Annotated in this window: 20 protein-coding genes and 1 riboswitch; of the genes, 9 read left to right on the top strand and 11 right to left on the bottom strand. The window is 67.0% G+C overall.

Annotated features, from left to right (window positions below):
- The first annotated feature begins 240 nt into the window (after positions 1-240).
- From CH249_RS06535 to CH249_RS06550, 4 genes are read left to right on the top strand one after another with little or no spacing between them, the layout of a single operon-like run.
- Positions 241-588 (top strand): rhodanese-like domain-containing protein, encoded by a 348-nt coding sequence (locus tag CH249_RS06535; RefSeq protein WP_032396471.1) that lies wholly within the window; start codon positions 241-243, stop codon positions 586-588.
- Complete coding sequence (locus CH249_RS06540; RefSeq protein WP_094646359.1) at positions 589-1,662, top strand: DUF4328 domain-containing protein; 1,074 nt, start codon at positions 589-591, stop codon at positions 1,660-1,662. It begins immediately after the preceding gene.
- Positions 1,659-2,432, top strand: coding sequence for a glycerophosphodiester phosphodiesterase (locus CH249_RS06545; RefSeq protein WP_032396470.1), 774 nt, complete (start codon positions 1,659-1,661; stop codon positions 2,430-2,432). The genes CH249_RS06540 and CH249_RS06545 overlap by 4 nt, the downstream gene beginning before the upstream one ends.
- A gap of 10 nt (positions 2,433-2,442) precedes the next feature.
- The gene (locus tag CH249_RS06550; protein ID WP_094646360.1) at positions 2,443-3,354 is read left to right on the top strand and encodes a DUF5926 family protein; all 912 of its coding nucleotides are present in this window, start codon (positions 2,443-2,445) and stop codon (positions 3,352-3,354) included.
- 130 nt (positions 3,355-3,484) lie between these two features.
- Here CH249_RS06550 and CH249_RS06555 read toward each other — a convergent pair whose 3' ends face one another.
- From CH249_RS06555 to CH249_RS06575, 5 genes are all read right to left on the bottom strand, one after another.
- A complete protein-coding gene (locus CH249_RS06555) occupies positions 3,485-4,039 on the bottom strand; it encodes a ferritin (RefSeq protein ID WP_032396487.1) in 555 nt (184 codons plus the stop codon).
- 111 nt (positions 4,040-4,150) lie between these two features.
- Positions 4,151-4,708 carry a ferritin gene (locus CH249_RS06560; RefSeq protein WP_094646361.1) on the bottom strand — a complete coding sequence of 186 codons (558 nt, stop codon included), beginning with the start codon at positions 4,706-4,708 and terminating at the stop codon, positions 4,151-4,153.
- A 67-nt stretch (positions 4,709-4,775) separates the two neighbouring features.
- Complete coding sequence (locus tag CH249_RS06565; RefSeq protein WP_373453508.1) at positions 4,776-6,071, bottom strand: LCP family protein; 1,296 nt, start codon at positions 6,069-6,071, stop codon at positions 4,776-4,778.
- Between the two features lie 358 nt (positions 6,072-6,429).
- Positions 6,430-7,239: a CPBP family intramembrane glutamic endopeptidase gene (locus tag CH249_RS06570; RefSeq protein ID WP_032396467.1), complete on the bottom strand. Its 810-nt coding sequence runs from the start codon at positions 7,237-7,239 to the stop codon at positions 6,430-6,432.
- A 34-nt stretch (positions 7,240-7,273) separates the two neighbouring features.
- The gene (locus tag CH249_RS06575) at positions 7,274-8,041 is read right to left on the bottom strand and encodes a DUF2470 domain-containing protein (RefSeq protein ID WP_032396466.1); all 768 of its coding nucleotides are present in this window, start codon (positions 8,039-8,041) and stop codon (positions 7,274-7,276) included.
- A 199-nt stretch (positions 8,042-8,240) separates the two neighbouring features.
- Between CH249_RS06575 and CH249_RS06580 the strand changes: the two genes are divergently transcribed.
- The 3 genes from CH249_RS06580 to CH249_RS06590 are packed head-to-tail and all read left to right on the top strand — an operon-like array spanning position 8,241 to position 10,567.
- Positions 8,241-8,963, top strand: coding sequence for a hypothetical protein (locus tag CH249_RS06580; protein ID WP_094646362.1), 723 nt, complete (start codon positions 8,241-8,243; stop codon positions 8,961-8,963).
- Positions 8,964-8,972: 9 nt separating this feature from the next.
- On the top strand, positions 8,973-9,905 hold the full coding sequence (gene pheA / locus CH249_RS06585) for a prephenate dehydratase (RefSeq protein ID WP_045197959.1): 933 nt from the start codon (positions 8,973-8,975) through the stop codon (positions 9,903-9,905).
- Positions 9,902-10,567: a histidine phosphatase family protein gene (locus tag CH249_RS06590; RefSeq protein ID WP_094646363.1), complete on the top strand. Its 666-nt coding sequence runs from the start codon at positions 9,902-9,904 to the stop codon at positions 10,565-10,567. Before pheA ends, CH249_RS06590 begins: the two co-directional genes overlap by 4 nt.
- On the opposite strand, the gene CH249_RS06595 is transcribed toward CH249_RS06590, so the two are convergent.
- From CH249_RS06595 to CH249_RS06610, 4 genes are all read right to left on the bottom strand, one after another.
- Positions 10,560-11,387: an ESX secretion-associated protein EspG gene (locus tag CH249_RS06595; RefSeq protein WP_094646364.1), complete on the bottom strand. Its 828-nt coding sequence runs from the start codon at positions 11,385-11,387 to the stop codon at positions 10,560-10,562. The two genes, CH249_RS06590 and CH249_RS06595, sit on opposite strands and share 8 nt — an antisense overlap.
- Positions 11,384-12,553 carry a PPE family protein gene (locus tag CH249_RS06600; RefSeq protein WP_256981110.1) on the bottom strand — a complete coding sequence of 390 codons (1,170 nt, stop codon included), beginning with the start codon at positions 12,551-12,553 and terminating at the stop codon, positions 11,384-11,386. Before CH249_RS06600 ends, CH249_RS06595 begins: the two co-directional genes overlap by 4 nt.
- 53 nt (positions 12,554-12,606) lie before the next feature.
- On the bottom strand, positions 12,607-12,918 hold the full coding sequence (locus CH249_RS06605; protein WP_094629298.1) for a PE family protein: 312 nt from the start codon (positions 12,916-12,918) through the stop codon (positions 12,607-12,609).
- 88 nt (positions 12,919-13,006) lie between these two features.
- A complete protein-coding gene (locus CH249_RS06610; protein WP_094682366.1) occupies positions 13,007-13,573 on the bottom strand; it encodes a histidine phosphatase family protein in 567 nt (188 codons plus the stop codon).
- A 144-nt stretch (positions 13,574-13,717) separates the two neighbouring features.
- A riboswitch (cobalamin riboswitch) is annotated at positions 13,718-13,793 on the top strand.
- 70 nt (positions 13,794-13,863) lie between these two features.
- On the opposite strand from CH249_RS06610, the gene CH249_RS06615 reads away from it, so the two are divergent.
- Entirely contained in the window at positions 13,864-14,058 is a 195-nt protein-coding gene (locus tag CH249_RS06615; protein ID WP_032396459.1) for a CbtB domain-containing protein, read from the top strand.
- Positions 14,049-14,858, top strand: coding sequence for a CbtA family protein (locus CH249_RS06620; protein WP_094682365.1), 810 nt, complete (start codon positions 14,049-14,051; stop codon positions 14,856-14,858). The genes CH249_RS06615 and CH249_RS06620 overlap by 10 nt, the downstream gene beginning before the upstream one ends.
- Positions 14,859-15,068: 210 nt before the next feature.
- On the opposite strand, the gene CH249_RS06625 is transcribed toward CH249_RS06620, so the two are convergent.
- Together CH249_RS06625 and CH249_RS06630 are read right to left on the bottom strand one after the other, a co-directional pair.
- Positions 15,069-15,401: a metallopeptidase family protein gene (locus CH249_RS06625; RefSeq protein WP_082073870.1), complete on the bottom strand. Its 333-nt coding sequence runs from the start codon at positions 15,399-15,401 to the stop codon at positions 15,069-15,071.
- Between the two features lie 13 nt (positions 15,402-15,414).
- Complete coding sequence (locus tag CH249_RS06630) at positions 15,415-16,500, bottom strand: septum formation family protein (protein ID WP_045197966.1); 1,086 nt, start codon at positions 16,498-16,500, stop codon at positions 15,415-15,417.
- Positions 16,501-16,509: the final 9 nt, after the last annotated feature.

Consider the following 16,509-nt stretch of genomic DNA (forward strand, 5'->3'; position numbering starts at 1 on the left):
ACGACGGCTGTGTCAAATCACCATCGATCCACAGGCGGAGTTGGTATTCGGTACACCGCGAGACCGACTCGGAGCTTTGACCTGTGGATAGAAACCGGCACAGGCCCCGATTCTGTGGATCGATCTGTGGATACTGTGGATAACTCATGTGACTCGAGTGACGCAGGTCATAGCGAGACGGCGCTTCGGTCGAAAGGACACGGGTGGCAGGCCCGCGCGGACGCGTGACAAGATCGAGGTGTGTCGCATCCCGAGCAGTCTCCCGCCGTCACCGTCGATCGTCTTCCGGTGCCGTTCCCGACGGCGGCCATCCTGCTCGACGTGCGCGAGGACGACGAGTGGCAAGCCGGACACGCACCCGACGCCGTTCACATCCCGATGGGCGACATCCCATCGCGCGCCGGTGAGATCGACAACCAGTCCGAGGTGTACGTCGTCTGCAAAGCCGGTGGTCGCTCGGCGCGCGTCGTCGAATACCTCAACCGCGTGGGATACGACGCGATCAACGTAGACGGTGGGATGCTCGCCTGGCAGGCCGCTGGTCGACCGATCCAGCGCGACGACGACCACGAAGCGAGAATCATCTAGATGTCGGCACCGCAGGGACGCGCTCAGGCGTTCCAGGTCTGTGCCCGCTGCAGCACTCGTTGGGCTGTCGGCGCACGGCCGGGTACGTGGTGCCCCCGCTGCCACGGAGTACTGCTCTCGCCGGTGTCCACCAGGGCACCCGCGCACGGTGCCCGAAACTTCCGATGGGTAGCCCGACCGGCGATCTCGTCGAGTAGAGCCGAGCCCCGCAGCCGATCCGTATCGCCGACCCCGACGCCGCACTACACCTCGACACCTACCTGGGGCTTGCGCGACGTACCCCGCGACCCCGAGGCCGATCGCAGCATCGGTCGCGTCGAGCGATACGCAGCCAACGCTCAGAACCTGGTCCTCGTCACCGCGATGTTGCTGGCGCTCGCCGCGTTCGCCGAAGTGTTCAGGTACGGGATCCTGCTGCACAACCGAGTGCGACTGATTTCGCCGATCACCCTGGCCGTGTCCGACGCCTTGGTGTACTTCGCTCAGGTCGGTGCACTCCTCATCGGTCTGGCGGCGCTGATCACCTCGTCCTGCTGGCTGATCGACCGGCGCAGACGTACCTTCGCTGCTGCCGGCTCCACCGATCCGCGCTCGGTGCGCACGATGTTGCTGATGTCGATGCTGCCGTTCGTCCGCATCGTGATGCCAGGGGTCTACCTCACCGAGGTGGTCCGCCTCAGAGGCGCTGCCGATGCCGACGTGCACCGCGAACTGACACTGGTTCGCATCTGGTGGGCGCTCTGGGCAGCGAGCAATGCGCTGGTGATCGTCCAGCTGTTGTGGAACCTGCGTGATTCCCTTCAGGCCCGCGCCGACGGAGTTCTGTTGTCGGCGTTCGTGGCACTGGTGGCCGCGGTCTCGGCCGTATCGACCCTGGCCGTGATGCGCCGACTGGAAGGCCGCACGCTGCGCGGCTCCGCCGTGTCACGACCGACCCGCTGGGTGATCGCCAGCGGCACCGAGCAGAAGCCGAAGCAGCCCGAACAGCAGCAGCCCGAACAGAAGCAGCCCGAAGAAAAACAGCCCGAAGACAAGGAACCCGAGTACGAATCCGAGGCGGTGACGGCGTCGTGAGTCCCGATCGTCGTGGGCCACTGGTCGTCGCGCATCGAGGTGCGTCCGCGGCCAAGAAGGAACACACTCTCGCCGCCTACGACCTCGCGCTGCGCGAGGGAGCGGACGGCGTCGAATGCGACGTGCGGCTCACCAAGGACGGGCACATCGTGTGCGTGCACGATCGCCGGGTCGATCGAACCTCGAACGGCACCGGCATCGTCAGCGAGATGGATTTCGCCGAACTCGCCCGACTCAACTACGGCGACGCCGACGAACCCGCCGAACTTCTGACCTTGCACGACCTCATCTCGCTCGTCCTGGACTGGACCAGCAAGCCGGTCAAACTCTTCATCGAAACCAAGCACCCCGTGCGGTACGGCTCGCTGATCGAGAGCAAGGTTCTCGCCGAGCTGCACACGTTCGGGATCGGGGCACCCGCGTCGGCCGACCACTCGCGCGCGGTCATCATGTCGTTCGCGCCATCGGCCGTCTGGCGCGTACGGCGGTCGGCTCCGATGCTTCCGACGGTGCTCCTCGGCGACAGCTCGCACTACCTCGGTGGGGGAGCGGCGACGACCGTCGGGGCCACCGCAGTCGGTCCGTCGATAGGTGCGCTACGTGAGCACCCGGCCATCATCGACCGCGCAGCAGCGTCCGGCCGGGCCAGTTACGTGTGGACCGTCGACGAGAAAGAGGACGTGGAGCTGTGCCGCGAGCTCGGTGTCGGCTGGATTGCCACCAACCATCCCGGTCGAACGCGAGCCTGGCTCGAATCGAAGAACGTGTAGGTTTTCGGGCGTGGGTAAGAGCAAAAGAAACAGTGGACCGAAGCAGGACAGCAACCGCGCAGCGAAGCTGGCGCAGCGGGAAGCGGAACGGGCGAGCATCGAATCGGCGTCGACGCGCCCGTTCGAAGGCCTCGCTGCCGAATGCGACCTCGTAGCGCTGCGTGAGTTCGTCCCGTCGGCGACGGCAACCGCGCCGATCACCGTGGACGGTCGCACCATCACGATGGCAACGGTACTGCCCGGAGCCGTCGCGGCACTGGTGCGCGAAGACGGGGGCACCGTCGAGGGATTCGTCGGCCTACAGGTGCAGACGCAGTCGAAAGACGTTGCAGCAGATATCAGTAGCGCATTGGGCTGGGTGTCCACCGCGTCCGCGGGTGAGTCGCTCGAAGCCGCGAAGATCACCGACGCCACCCCCGCATTGACCGAGGTGCTCGACGCGTCCGCGCTGCTCGAGATCACCGTCCATCAGGACTTCAACTGGTGGATCCCCGAAAGTGCCACTCCCGCAGCCGATGTGGCTGCCACCGTGGAGCGCGCGAACCAGGCGATCATGCCCTCGGCGCGGATCGAAGCCGACGGCGTCGTCGCGGCGTGGTGGGTGGATGCCGGCGACAAGGCGCACATCCGGTGGGTTCGTCCGGAGAGTGAGGACGACGTGATGCTCGCTCTCGCGCGGCTGCACGCTGCGGGTGATCTCAACTTGGGTGAGGGCTCGCGCTACGCCGGTTCGTTCCGCACACATGGACTGCTGGTGCCGGTGTTCGACCTCGATCCCGAGATGCACCCCACCGAATGGGCAGCGCCCACAAAGGAATTCGGAGACAAGCTGGGCGAAGCTCTCGCTGTCGACGCTCCGCTCACGGCAGCGCAGCTTCGCTCACGTGACGGCTTGCGCGGTCGTCAGGTCACGTTGCGCTGACGGCTCCCGGCCGGATGTACGGCCGAGAAGAATTGCTCGAGAAAGCACATCGGGTGGCCGCCCGAACAAGAATCCTTGTTCGGGCGGCCACCCGTATGAGCGCGCTACTTGCCCAGACGTGCGGCGGGATCTACAGCGATCCGCCGGCGACGGTGGGTGCGCCCGAGTCGGCCGTCACGCTGGTGTTCATCTCACGGGCGACGAACTGCTCGAGATCGAACAGGTTGTGGCCCGCGCGATCGGCGATGTTGAGCAGCGTCTTCATGCTGGCAACTTCCTCGACCTGCTCCTTGAGGAACCACTGCATGAACTGCTCGCCGAGGTAGTCGCCCTCTTCGCGTGCGGTGCTTGCCAGAGCGATGATCTGCTCGGTGACGGTCTCCTCCTGCGCAAGCGCCAGGGCGATGGCCTCACGGGGATCGGTGAAGACGGACTTCGACGCGTCGACGCCGGTCAGCTCGACCGTGATGTCGCGATCGAGGAAGTACTGCACGATCATCATCGCGTGGTTGCGCTCTTCGACCGACTGCGCGTAGAAGTGCTTGGCCAGCTGCGGCAGATCGACATTCGCGAAGTACACAGCGGTGGCGATGTACTGCTGCGAGGCGTTGAACTCGTTGCGAATCTGGTCGCGGAGAAGTGCATGGAACTTGGTGTGGCTGGTTTCTTTGATGTCTACGCTCATGACGAGGACGATATGCCTGGTCAGAGGCGTTGTCATCCAAGTCGAACCTTATTGAGGCGAACGTAGCCTAATACAGTGAATCCTAAATGTCCGCTCTGAGCAGGGCGCAAACTACGCTCTTCCGGCTTCTTTCGGGGCATTGGTGGCGCGGATCACCGTCGAGCCGATCTCGCGTGCGACGTACTGCTCGATGTCGAACAGGTTGGTTCCGGCCCGGCGAACGATGTTGAGCAGACTCTGCATCGCCGCCACCTCCTCGACCTGCTCGGTGAGGAACCAGTGGATGAACTGCTCGCCGATGTAGTCGCCGTCGGCCCGGGCAGCGCGCGCGAGCGCGGTGATCTGCTCGGTCACCGTCGACTCCTGAGCCAGTGCCAGTTCCACCGGTTCGACGACCGACCGGAATGCCGTCACCACGTCGTCGATGCCCGACGCGTCGACCTCGAGCCGATTGTCGATGAGGAAACGGATCATCATCATCGCGTGCCGACGCTCCTCGGCGGATTGAGCGTAGAAACGCGTGGCCAGCTGCGGTAGATCGTTGCGGTCGAACCACACCGCAATGGCGACGTACTGCTGCGAAGCGGTGAACTCGTGCCGGACCTGGGCGCGCAGAAGGTCGTGGAACGACGTACCGGGGGCGGCGGGCTGGGCAGACGGCGATGTCATGGTCCTCAACCTACAACCCAGGGTCGTTCCGCAGGCTTCGCTCCCGCCCACCGCTCACGCCTGCCGATCAGGGGCCGCCGGTCAGCAGTTCCGGCGGGATCTCGCGATCCTGTGCGATGGCGTCGAAGAATGCCGGAGCGCGAGTGTCGTCCCACAGCAGAACGTTTCCGACGTCGGAGTCCTGGAATCCGCCGACCGGCACCGTCGTGGTCACCGGGCCGCTGCGCATCGCCCAGGCCAGCGCGGCGAGGTTCCAGATGTGATCTCCCTCGTCGACGCTCAACGACGATACGGTGTCGGACACCAGCGGCCACAACCGCAGTGGGTTGAGGAAAGTCGAAGCGCTCGTTGCCTTTTCCAGAAGGGCCGACATGAACGCGCGTTGATTGTTCATGCGGTCGATGTCGGCCAGTGCCGTCGCGCGCGAGCGCACGAATCCGAGCGCCTCGGCTCCGGTGAGATCCTGACAACCGGCGGCAATGTTGATGCCCGCCAACGGATCGTCGATTGCATTCTGCACGCACACGTTCACTCCACCGACCGCGTCGACGATCCCGGCGAAGCCACCGAATCCGATCTCGGCGTAATGATCGATGTGCACACCGGTTGCACCCTCGACCGTCTGTACCAGCAGTGGCGGCCCACCGAATGCGAAGGCCGCGTTGAGCTTGTCCTGGCCGTTGCCCGGAATCGACACGTACGAATCGCGCGGCAGGCTGACCATCGTCGGCGCGCCGCTGCCCTCGGGGATGTGAATCAGAATGATCGTGTCGGTGCGGCTCGGGCCCACCTCGCCGCCGGTCGCGAGCGCGGCTTCCTGCTCCGGCGTCAGGCCGGCCCGCGAATCCGACCCGACGAGAAGCCAGTTGGTGCCGGGGGTGTCGCCGATGCGCCCGGGATACGAGGTGAGGGCGTCCACGCGCGTCAACGAGCTGTCGACGTAGTAGACGACACCTCCGATACCCAGCACGAGAACCAGCAACACGATCAGGAAGCGTCGTCCCCAGCGTCGGCGCCTGCGCGGCTTCGCCGCTTTCGGTGGCCGAGAATCACGTTGCGGCCGAACAGGTTCGGGGCGACGTAGCGCCCGCTGCGTAGGCGGTTGCCTGCGCTCCTCGGTGAACGGCTCCGGCTGCTGACGCGGCGCGTATCCGGTGCGACCCGGTGGATCGTCCTGCGAATGTGAGTACTGACGCGTCGAATTCGCCGCATCCGCTCGAGCCGGATTCGACTGTGCTGGATACGACTGTGCCGAACGAGGTTCGGGTGCCTGCGACCAGGCCTGCTGAGGGCTGTCGCGTGGAACCGGTGTCGGCCGAGGTGGCCCGTCCGGCCCGGGAATGGGGCGGCCGTCGCGTCGGATGAACTCGGTACCCTCCGGCGGCGGCTGGCCCGGTCGATACCCACGTGGGGGCGGCTGTCGGCCGGGCGGCGGGCGGTTGGGCCGTGGCTGGGGCGGCTGTTGCCCGGGTGGCTGCTGACGGGGTCGCGGTGGACCCGGAGGCTGCTGCGGGGGTGGACCTTGCCGGGGCGCGGGATCGGGACGACCGTGCCGGCCGGGCGTGGATCTGTCCGCCGGCGGCGTGCGGTTCGGTGGCGGCGTTCGACCGGGAGGCGGCGTGCGCCGGTCCGGCGCGCCGTGCCGTCCGTAGCGATCGTCGTCGTTCACGAATCGACTGTAACCGTCGTCGCGGGAACAGCGGTCTTACTCGAGGTTCGATTCACGGGAGCCACGACAGATGTTCGCGCAGGAGGGCGTAGCCGACGAAGGCGACGATGTCGATCAGAGCGTGCGCGATCAGCAGGGGCCACAGTCTGCCGGTGCGCTGCCAGTAGCGGCCGAACACCAGGCCCATGAGGAAGTTCCCGACACCACCGCCCACACCTTGATAGAAGTGATAGCTGCCGCGCAGCAGCGACGAGCACAGCAGGGACGCGTTCTCGCTCAGACCGAGTCTGCGCAGGCGAGAGATCAGGTACGCCACGACGATGATCTCCTCGGCACCGGAGTTGGCCAGCGCGTACAGAATCAGTGCGGGCACGCGCCACCAGTGGTCGTCGAGGGCGCTGGGAACGACATTCAGGTTGAACCCGAGGGCGTTGCCCACCAGATACAGCGCCAGGCCGGGCAGCCCGATCAGTGCGGCCAGTCCGACGCCGTGACCGAGGTCGATCTTCAGCCGCGGACGGGCCAGCCCGATCGCTCGTGGTGCGAGATCGGCTCGCCACAGCAGGTACAACCCCAGGGCACCCCAGGCGCACAGACGCAGGATGCTCAGCAGCTGGAACAGCAGATCGATCAGGCTGAAACTCGACCGCGACGAGTTCAGCGCCACGGTCTGATCGGACAGGGCAGCGGTCTGCAGCGCGTCCTCGACGAGCGAGAGGATGCTGCTCATGCCGCTCAGGCCGAACGTCACCAGCAGGACGATCGCGATCTCGACCTTGATGGTGGTGCGTTCGCGGGCATCGGGCGGGGGAGCCGTGCTCGCGGGCGGCGGTGGCGTCAACCAGCTCTTGAAGTCGATCACCGCACGAGTCTGCCCTGTTTCGTGCGGTGAGGTGTCAGCCGCGGGCGCGCAGTCCGTTCAGGAACGGGCAACCGGCGAGAACGCGAAGCGCTCGACTGAGGGAGAGGACGTCCTGGACGGGCTCGGTGAATCCCAGCCGGACGTCGTTGTCGCCGCATTCGCCCTCGATCCGCAGTCGAATGCCGTAGCGATCGATGCCCAGCGGCCGGATTCGACCCTGCCGCAGCGACGGCGGGAGGCGTCGGGCCAATTGGGCCAGCAGGTCCGGGTGGTCGGCATCGAGGTGCTCGAGCCAGCTGGTCTCCATCTCCCAGAAGGGATCGGGTTCGGCGGCCAGCAGTGTGTCGACGTCGACCGGCTCCGCTCCGGTGCTGTCGGCGACCACGGCGGAGGTGACGATCAGACGCATCAGCGAGGTGGTGTGGCCGACGTCGAGCAGGGCCGGATGCGGATGCTCGGCGGCCACCGCTCCGGCCATGGGTCGCATCAGCGATTCCGGAACCGGACGTAGATCGCCCCGAAGCCACACCAACGACCGCACCGGCTCACGCAGGGCGAGCGGCGCGTGATCGGTCAGTTCGAGGACGGCGGGCGTTCCGGCACGGGAGGACTGCCCGGTGACCGCACTGTCGAGGGAGTCGGTGGGGACGGCGAGGATCATCTCCCCGTTGGGACGAAGGTGGTGCAGGGTCGTGATCACCGGGCCGCTGCCGTCGATGGCCAGGGCTGCGCCCTCGGCGCGCATGCAGGCACTGCGCACGCGTTCGGCGGTGGTCGGTCCGGTGGTGGTTGCGCCGAGCATGGGCTCCTCCGATGCGATCGGTCAGGCGAATAGGTGAGGCAAACCTAAGTTATCGCGGTGTGGCGAGGATCGCAAGACCCAGGCCACGGGAGTGGAGCCTGCGGAACGACCCAGGCCCCGGGAGTGGAGCCTGCGGAACGACCCAGGCCACGGGAGTGGAGTCTGTGGAACGACCCAGGGCCGGGTCTACCGTTGAGGCGTGCCGATTCCGCTGACCCTCGGTGTGCCACACCGACCCGACCCGAACGCGCTCGTCCACGGACTGCTGCAGCCGATCTGTGCCGACGCCCACTCGCTCGCCGCTGCCCCGCGTGGATCCGAGTACGGCCCGCCCGTCGTGCGGGCTTCGACCCTGCTCGAACTGTCCGAATCGGACGACCTCGGGCGCATCGCGGTGCACCTCGACATCGACCCCGACGAGCTCCGGGCCGGTAGGACCGGCGGCTACGAGGCCGTACGGTTCCACGTCGACGCCCCGGTCGAGCACCTCGCCGATGCGCTCACGCTGCGGTTGCCCTCGCCGTTGGTCGTCTTCCCGATGTTCGACGCGATCGACGTGGCCGAGACCGCGGAGGCCGTCGTCCTCGCCCACCGGACTCCTGGCATCGACGTCGGCGACACCCCACGGCGCATCGCCGACGTCCTCGCGGTGGTCTCGCACGCCGATGTGGGCCTCGTCGCCCGCGCCGACTCCGGCGACGATGTGCTCGCGATCCTTGCTGCGACGGTGGCGTCGCTGCGCGGGGACGACATCGCCTCGGCCCTCGCCGCTCCGAACGTCGCCGCACTGCGGGCACTCATCCCCGAGGCGGCCGAGGCGGTGCGCGAGGTGCTGCTCGGAATCGAGATCGCCGACGCTGCTGCCGCCCGCGCCCGGCTCGTCGACGTCGGTTTGATCGCTTCACGGACGTCGACAAAGTAACCTCGAGGCGTGCCTCGCATCGCTTACTTCGGCCCATCGGGAACGTTCACGGAGATGGCGCTTGCTCAGTTCGAGAGGCTCGGAACGTTCGGCGCAGTCGGCCTGGACGGGGCGGTCGAGCGGATATCGGCGTCGAACCCGCCGTCAGCGCTCGAGGCCGTGCGATCGGGTGCGGCCGACGCGGCCGTGGTCCCCATCGAAAGCTCCATCGAGGGAGCGGTTCCACCGACGCTCGACGCGTTGTCGGAGGGCCGCCGGTTGCAGATCGTCGCCGAGACCGAGATCGAGGTGGCCTTCACCATTCTCGGCGGTCCCGGTGTCACCCTCGATTCGGCCCGCACGGTCAGCGCCTACCCGATCGCACTCAATCAGGTGCGCCAGTGGCTGCAGGCTGCCATGCCCGACGCCGTGGTGCAGTCCGCGTCGTCCAATGCCGGTGCAGCGGAAGACGTTGCGGCCGGAATGGTCGATGCCGCGGTGTCGACGCGGCTCGCCGGTGAGCGTCTGAAGTTGCCGCAGTTGGCCGACGGGATCATCGACGTGGAGGGCGCAAGGACTCGCTTCGTGCTGGTGACCGCGCCGCAATCGGTGCCTGCGCGCACCGGTGCCGACCGCACCTCGGTGGTGCTCGAGCCGCCGAACGATCCGGGTACACTGCCGGCAGCGTTGGCCGAGTTCGGAATTCGCAACATCGACCTCACGTTCATCGAATCGCGGCCCACGCGTTCACGATTCGGAACGTACAGGTTCTTCGTCGACTGCGCGGGTCACATCGACGACCCGCTCGTCGCGGAGATGCTGGCCGCATTTCACCGCAAGATGCCCCTGCGCTTCCTCGGATCCTGGCCCACCACAACGGGAACGGGTGGATCGGTACCGCCGCCGATCGACGAACACGTGCAGTGGGTAGCAGACGTTCGTGCCGGACGCGGTGATCTGTGATGGGCAAACTGATTCTGGTCCGGCACGGTCAGACGACGGCCAACGTCGCGAAGGTACTGGACACCTCACCGCCGGGAGCCGAACTCACCGAGCTGGGGCACCAGCAGGCCGAGGCCTACGCGCAGACCTGGATCGGACGCCCACCCGCGGTGCTGGTGTCCTCGGTTGCGTTGCGCGCCAAGCAGACTGCCGGCTACATCGAGCGAGCTACCGGGGTTCCCCTGCTGGTGACCGAGGGAATCCAGGAGACCTTTGCCGGAGATCTCGAGGACCGCGACGACCCGGATGCGCACCGGGAGTTCACCGAGATCTTCAGTCGCTGGCACGCCGGAGATCTGGCGGCGACCGTGCCCGGAGGCGACAGCGGACATTCGGTTCTGGAGCGCTACGTCCCGGTGCTCGACGGCCTCCGCGCGCAGTACCTGGGTGACGACACCGCAGGCGACGTCGTCGTCGTCAGCCACGGTGCCGCAATCCGACTGGTCGCGGCGGTGCTGGCCGGCGTCGAGGGCACGTTCGCGGCCGACAACCATCTCGACAACACTCACACCGTCGAGCTGCTCCCGCTGCCGGACGGCGAGTGGTCCTGCGTCCGGTGGGGCACGTTCCTGCCACCGTTCGAGGGCAAGGGCAGCGACGAGGCCGACAACCCGATCAGTTAGCGAGAAGGCCCTGCGCCGATGAGATCAGCTCGGCCAGGGCAGCGGTAACTCGGCGATCCGTTGCGCCGGTCAGTGAACTCCACGACGTGCCGTCGGCGGCGAGGGTGGAGGTGGCGAGGATGCGTCCGGCTCGGGTGTCGAACAGGGCGACCGGTCTGCCGGCCACATGGCGGGTGCCGTTGCTGCGGGCCACGGCCGTGATCTCGGTTCTGCCTGCGCACGTGGCCATCGCCGACGCCAGAGCCGCGGCGCGGTCGGGCGCTATCCCGATTCCGCGTAGCCGAGACGCGGTTGCTCCGACGTCGCTCGGTGCCGCATCGAGTGCCTCGGCCAGCAGATCGGTGGGCGCGTTGATGCTGCCCGGGTCGAACGACGCAGCCGAGCCGATCGACGACGCGAGGTCTCGGGCCGGATCACCGTCGACGGCGCGGATGGTGACCACGTCGTCTCGCCGCACCGCCGACACCGTCATCCGACCGTCGGATGCAACGCAGATCCGAGTGGCCGGAACGGGCTCGGCACTCTCGACGTCGAACACACGGACCGAGACATACCAGCGAGGTTGTTCGAGAACTCGCATCCACTGCCGAAGATCCTCGTGGACGCGGCCGCCGGCCGACAGTCCGGCCGAGTCGAGGGAGCAGCGGCCACGCTCCAATGCGGAATCCCACGCAGCTGCGTCGTCGAAACGTGGGAACACGTTCAGGACGACGGGTAGCTCGACGATCGACAGTTCGTCGACCAAGAAGTCCATCTCGTCCGCACCGAGTGAGGCGATCGGCAATGTGTGGCCCACCGGCACGGTTCCCAAGTCGATCAACGGCCGTTCCCGTTGATGTCCGGCACGGTCGGATCCGCGCCGATGACGGACGGGGCGACGGTGCGGCCGTCCGCGAAGTGCTCGAACTGCTTGAGGTAGTCCGGGGTCTGGTGTTCGTCGTCCTCGGCCTGCCCGCGCGTGCCGGATGCCGGGGCGCCGGCCGCGCCCGTTCCGCGCTGAGCGAGGCCGCTATCGGCCGGGGATGGTGCGCCGAACGCCGTCGGGCCGCTCTGACCTGGACCGGCCGGCATCGAACCACCACCTCCTGGCCCCAACGTCGAACCAGGGAGTCCGCCGCCACCGCCGAGCCCACCTGCTCCGCCTGCGCCGCCGCCGTACGACACCGGACGCGTGGACGCCGGACCGACGGCAGGAGATGCCGAAACGCCGGGCGCGAATCCACCACCGGACCCGACGCCGCCGGACAGTGCACTCGACCCGATGTTGGACGCGGCGGTGGCCACGGTCGAGACGCCGGTACTGGCGATGGAGGTAGCAGCACTACCGATCTGACCTGCCGCCGCGGCAACACCGGGATTCTGGGTTGCGGCCATCAAACCGCCGATCGCGGCCTGAACCGGCGATGTCATCAGCGCGCCGTCGGCGAATCTGCCGAGGCCGGTGCCGGAATCGGAGACGATGGCCGGCGGCCGGTCGAACGTGGTCTGGACGATGCGGTGCGAGGAGACCAGCTCGAAGCCCTCCATCACCATCGCGGCGCGGATGTCGAGCAGTCGATCGGCCACCTCGGCCGCCTCGTAGCTGCCGTTCATCACGCCACCCGTCGAGGCGGCGGTGACCTTGGCGGCCTGCACGGCTCCGATTTCGACGAGCGAGGGCATGGTCGCCAACGCGACACCGTACGAGGTGCCTGCCGCCGGGGCCTCGACCGAGAGCGCCGCGGCCTTGACTGCCGTGGCGGCAGTCCAGGTCGCGAAGCGGCCGAGCGCAGCCTGAGCGAGCAGTGCCGACTCGCCTTCCCAGCCTGCGGTCAGTGCCGCGGTGACGGCGGCGATACTCGCCGATGCCTCGGTGAACGCCGCAGCGACCGAACCCCACGCACCGCCGGCGACATGCAACGGCACCGGTCCAGGACCGAGCAATCGCGTCGAGTTTCCCGTCGCCGTGCGTGGCAGCCACACCACACCTGTCACTCCGAGCGTCATCTGATGGCCCCCATGATGTTCGAGCGTTGTCTGCTGCGGTCGAGTTCGGTGCGTCAGATACCGGGTAGGCCGGGCAGGCCCCCGGCGGTGTCGTCGTCGGTGGCCACGTAGTCCGCGGCCTGTTTCCGCAGTTCCTCGGCTGCCCGGAGCAACTCCGAAATACCTTGTGCTGCAGCGGGTCCGAAGGTATCGGCCGCGGTGCCGAAGAATCGTTCGGTCAGCAACGAAACCTCGTCGGTGCCCGGTGGTAGCGGCCGCACGGGGATTGCCGTCGCAGTGACAGCTGCCTGCAAGCGAGCGGCGACGGCATCGAGTTCAGAGGCGGCGAGCTGCAGTGCCACCGGATCCACCTTGATGACGGTCATGAGCCACGCTCCTTGATCGAAGAACTTTGCGCTGTCGGTAGGTAGGACGCCGCCGTGTTCGGTTCGGTTCCCTCGACGCGAGAAAAATTCAGACGAACTTCCGGGCCACCGAGCCCACAGTCCATGCGCCGCCGCGACGGCTGACCGCCGTGCGCGTGAGCGGGGAGACGTCGATGCGCCAGAACGAGGACACCGGGGCCGCCAACACCAGCACCACCACGGCTCGAACGACGGCAGGAGAGGTCACCGCCAGCGTGCGGCCAGGCGTCGATCCGACACCACTCAGCCACATCTCGACGCGAGAGAACAGCGCGACGAGGGACTCACCACCGGGCGGAACGAACGCCGGATCGCCCAACCAGGCCATCGCGTCGGCGTCGGGCAGATCGGTCATCTCGAGACCGGACCACCGGCCGTAATCGATGTCGGCCAACGCGGGTTCGACCGAGATGTCCGAGCCGAAGATGCGCGCCGTGGAGACCGAGCGGGTTTCCGGGCCGGACAGGACGCGGTCGGCTCGGGGAATGTCGGTCACCGCGGCAAGGTCCCGCAGACCCGCGTCGTCGAGTGGTTCGTCGCCGGGAAACCGGCCGGTGCGCATCGCGTCGGTTCTGGCGTGGCTCACCAGGATCAGTCGGGTCACGGGCGCACTCACTGGGTCATTGTGGCGCAGGCACCGTGTGGTTGTGGCTCAGGCACCGTGCCATTGGGGCATCGAGCTGCGGTGGATCGGGACAGCGATTGACACAGCATCGCGTTCGGTGCCACAGTTCGCAGGTTAGACGCGATGTACGCAGGTAATCCGGTGAAAATCCGGAGCGGTTGCGCCACTGTGATCGACGTCGGGCATATGTCCGAATTCGAGAGTCAGAAAACTCGTTCATCGCATGGCCGTCCCCGTTTTCGAGCGGGGACTACGGGACGCATATCCCAGAAGGACACACCATGGCAATCATTCACGCACCCAGTAATACGACGGAGTCGGCTGCCCTTGCCGTCATCGTCGCCGCAACGATTCTGCTCGCTTTCGTCGTGCTCTACCTCGTCGGTTTCGATCAGGGCGCGATCTCCCGCAGTGGCATGTACATGCACGAACTGATGCACGACGGCCGCCACCTGCTGGGCCTGCCATGCCACTGACCGACACACACGGCCCGACGCTGCAGGGCACCTTCGTCCAACTACTGGTCCGAGGTCTGCTCGCCGGACTCCTCGCAGGCCTGCTCGCCGGAGCAGTCGCCTACGTCGTCGGTGAACCGCACATCGACTCGGCCATCGCCATCGAAGAAGCAGCCGGTGCCGACGACCATCACACCGGAGCCGATCCCACCGAGGCCGCCCCTGCCGCACATTCACACGGGGACGAGGACCCGCTCGTCAGTCGCGACGGACAACGCGTCGGGCTGTTCCTCGCCACCGGACTCGCAGGCCTGGCCCTGGGCGCGATCTTCGCCTCGGCACTGCACTACGGGCGACGCTTCAGCTCCCTGCCGGGATCGGTACTGGCCCTGGTCGGGGCCGGTGCCGGATGGGTGGCCATCGAAGCGGTGCCGTTCTTCAAGTACCCGGCCAACCCGCCCGCGGTCGGCGATCCGGAGACCATCACCCAGCGCACCTGGCTGTGGCTGGCGACCGTGATTCTCGGTCTGCTGGCCGTCGCGATCGGGATCTACGTCGCCAAGGTGGTCGCGTCGCAGCATTCGGTGGCGATCCGCGTCGGCGCGCCGCTGCTCGCGTTCCTGGTGATCGTCGGCATCGGGTACGCACTGTTGCCCGGTGTGAACGAGGTCGGCTCGGACTTCCCCGCCACCCTGCTCTGGGAATTCCGTCTGTCGTCCCTGGCCACCCAGGCGACCCTGTGGCTGACTCTGGGACTGGCATTCGCGTTCCTCACCGACCGCGCAGTACGCCCGATCCGCCGCGAGGCAGTCACGGCGTAGCCCGGTTCTGCGTCAATGGACCATTGCACCGCTCAGACGTATGCAAAGTGCCATTGACGCAGTGTGGCCGGCCCGGTCGGCCGGGGTGAATGGACCATTGCACCGCTCAGACGTGTGCAATGGTCCATTCACGCGTCCGGGGGTGAGCGGTGCGAGGGTGAACCGGTCGAGGGTGAGCGATCCGGGTGAGGGGGAGGGGAGTGAGTGAGCTCAGCCGAATCCGAGTTGATGCAGTCGCTCGTCGTCGATGCCGAAGTGATGTCCGATTTCGTGGGCGACGGTGATTGCAATTTCCCGTCGGGCCTCGTTTTCGTCGTCGACCATCTCGAGGATCGGTTTGCGGTAGATGGTGATGACGTCCGGTAGGTGGCCGCTGTACTCGTAGCGTTCGGTCAGTGCGATGCCCTCGTACAGTCCGAGGATGTCCTCGGTGGGGTGTTCCTCCTCGACGAGAACCACCACGTTGTTCATGAAGTCGGTGAGTTCGCGCGGCAGGGTGTCGAGTGCGTCGGACACGGCTTCCTCGAAGTCGACGCGCGTCATGTGGGTGGGAATGTCACCCTCCGGTGGTGATCGGGGCGGCACCGGGCAGTGGTGTCGGCAGTGCGCGGCCGTCGGGAGCGGAGGGCGGCGGGACGGGAGCTGCACCGTTGATGAGGATGTCGCCCTTGGCTGTACCGACGATGGTCGCGAAGCCGCCGGAATCGAGTTCCTTGCCCACCGAGCACGTCACCTGCCTGCTACCGGCGAGCCAACTTGCGACGTCGATGGTGTCCCAGAACAGGGTGAGCGTCTTGTCTCGCAGTGCGGTGTCCGAGCCGAGGTAGCCGTTGACGGCGTCGGTGCACGTGGCTTCCAGGTATGCGTCCTGGTCGGCCTCGGACGGGTGTCCGCCGGGGAACTGCTGCGTCAGGTTGATCACCGACGCCACCTCGTACGCGTGCGGTGCCGAGCAGTCCACCGGATCGGCAGGCACGTTCTGGTTGATGCCGACGCAGGTGCCGGTCGGCCAGACCTTCGATTGGTCCTGGTCGAGAATCGAGCCGGTCATCTCCATCAGCGCACCGGTGTTCGACGGCATCTGCACTCCGCAGCGCAATGTCCGCTCACCCTTGGCCCATCCGGCCTGGCTGGGGAACATCAGCCCGACGCCGAAGCGTCCGTTGGGATCGAACTTGGCTCCGACGTAGTCGTCGACGGCGGCCTCGCAGTGTTCGTCGCGCAGTTCGCTGAACCGGATGGAACCGGGATACGGCGACCCCGGACCGAACTCGACGCCGGGGTAGACGCTCATGTCGATGTCGCGAGCCACCTCGAAGCGATGGGGATCGGCGCAGGGAACTTCTGCGAGATCCTGTCGGTCCGTCTCCGGATCGTCGGTGGGCGTCCACTGCAGGCATGCGCCCGGATCGGCGGCACCGAAGGACGACGCCGAAACGGGGCCATCGGTCGCAGGCCCACCGGCCGTCGCATGGGTGGTGATCTTCTCGGGCGTCGAGAACCCGTCGGAGAGAAAAACCGTCGCGCCCGCGGCCAGCACCGCACCGACCGCAACCATGGCCAGCCCGCGTCGAGCTGTGGTTGCAGACAGTGTTCGCCGAGACTTCTCGCTCGGCGGAGAGTCTGTTTCGTATCCGGACATCACCCTCCA

It is taken from the genome of Rhodococcus sp. 05-2255-3B1 (assembly GCF_002258545.1).
GTDB lineage: Bacteria > Actinomycetota > Actinomycetes > Mycobacteriales > Mycobacteriaceae > Rhodococcoides.

What these genes read in the sequence shown, in the direction of transcription:
- CH249_RS06540 (WP_094646359.1), top strand. Translation starts at nt 589, where the DNA reads ATGTCGGCACCGCAGGGACGCGCTCAGGCGTTCCAGGTCTGTGCCCGC.
- CH249_RS06555 (WP_032396487.1), bottom strand. Translation starts at nt 4,039, where the DNA reads ATGAGCGTAGACATCAAAGAAACCAGCCACACCAAGTTCCATGCACTT.
- CH249_RS06560 (WP_094646361.1), bottom strand. Translation starts at nt 4,708, where the DNA reads ATGACATCGCCGTCTGCCCAGCCCGCCGCCCCCGGTACGTCGTTCCAC.
- CH249_RS06575 (WP_032396466.1), bottom strand. Translation starts at nt 8,041, where the DNA reads ATGCTCGGCGCAACCACCACCGGACCGACCACCGCCGAACGCGTGCGC.
- CH249_RS06600 (WP_256981110.1), bottom strand. Translation starts at nt 12,553, where the DNA reads ATGACGCTCGGAGTGACAGGTGTGGTGTGGCTGCCACGCACGGCGACG.
- CH249_RS06605 (WP_094629298.1), bottom strand. Translation starts at nt 12,918, where the DNA reads ATGACCGTCATCAAGGTGGATCCGGTGGCACTGCAGCTCGCCGCCTCT.
- CH249_RS06615 (WP_032396459.1), top strand. Translation starts at nt 13,864, where the DNA reads ATGGCAATCATTCACGCACCCAGTAATACGACGGAGTCGGCTGCCCTT.
- CH249_RS06620 (WP_094682365.1), top strand. Translation starts at nt 14,049, where the DNA reads ATGCCACTGACCGACACACACGGCCCGACGCTGCAGGGCACCTTCGTC.
- CH249_RS06625 (WP_082073870.1), bottom strand. Translation starts at nt 15,401, where the DNA reads ATGACGCGCGTCGACTTCGAGGAAGCCGTGTCCGACGCACTCGACACC.
- CH249_RS06630 (WP_045197966.1), bottom strand. Translation starts at nt 16,500, where the DNA reads ATGTCCGGATACGAAACAGACTCTCCGCCGAGCGAGAAGTCTCGGCGA.